This is a genomic window from Parvimonas sp. D9, from assembly GCF_035282565.1.
GTDB lineage: Bacteria > Bacillota > Clostridia > Tissierellales > Peptoniphilaceae > Parvimonas > Parvimonas micra.
On record NZ_JAYKBM010000198.1, the window covers coordinates 1 to 256 of the forward strand.

The following is a 256-nucleotide window of genomic DNA, read 5'->3' on the forward strand; positions in this document are numbered from 1 at the left end:
GATCGAAATCCCTTTATTGAATCATAAGCACGCTAACTAAACTTTTGGAAAGTTTGAAAACTTTCCAAAAGTTGTAAATAGTAAAATATCCAATGTTACACCCATCTCATTTTTACCACCTCTATAATCACGCCAACGGCAGCGAAGTTCTATTCCGCGAAGAGAAGAACTACTATTTCCATGCCGTTGTTGGTCGCCTGACCAACAACAACATAAAATAAATAAGCCATGATTCGTTTCGACCACTACCCACAAT

Annotated in this window: 1 protein-coding gene; it reads right to left on the reverse strand. The window is 37.9% G+C overall.

Features of this window, described 5'->3' with window-relative positions; all coding sequences use genetic code 11:
- Nucleotides 1-36: 36 nt before the first annotated feature.
- Nucleotides 37-256: hypothetical protein (locus VJI94_RS08545; protein WP_324009058.1), on the reverse strand; the 220-nt coding region annotated here is incomplete at its 5' end.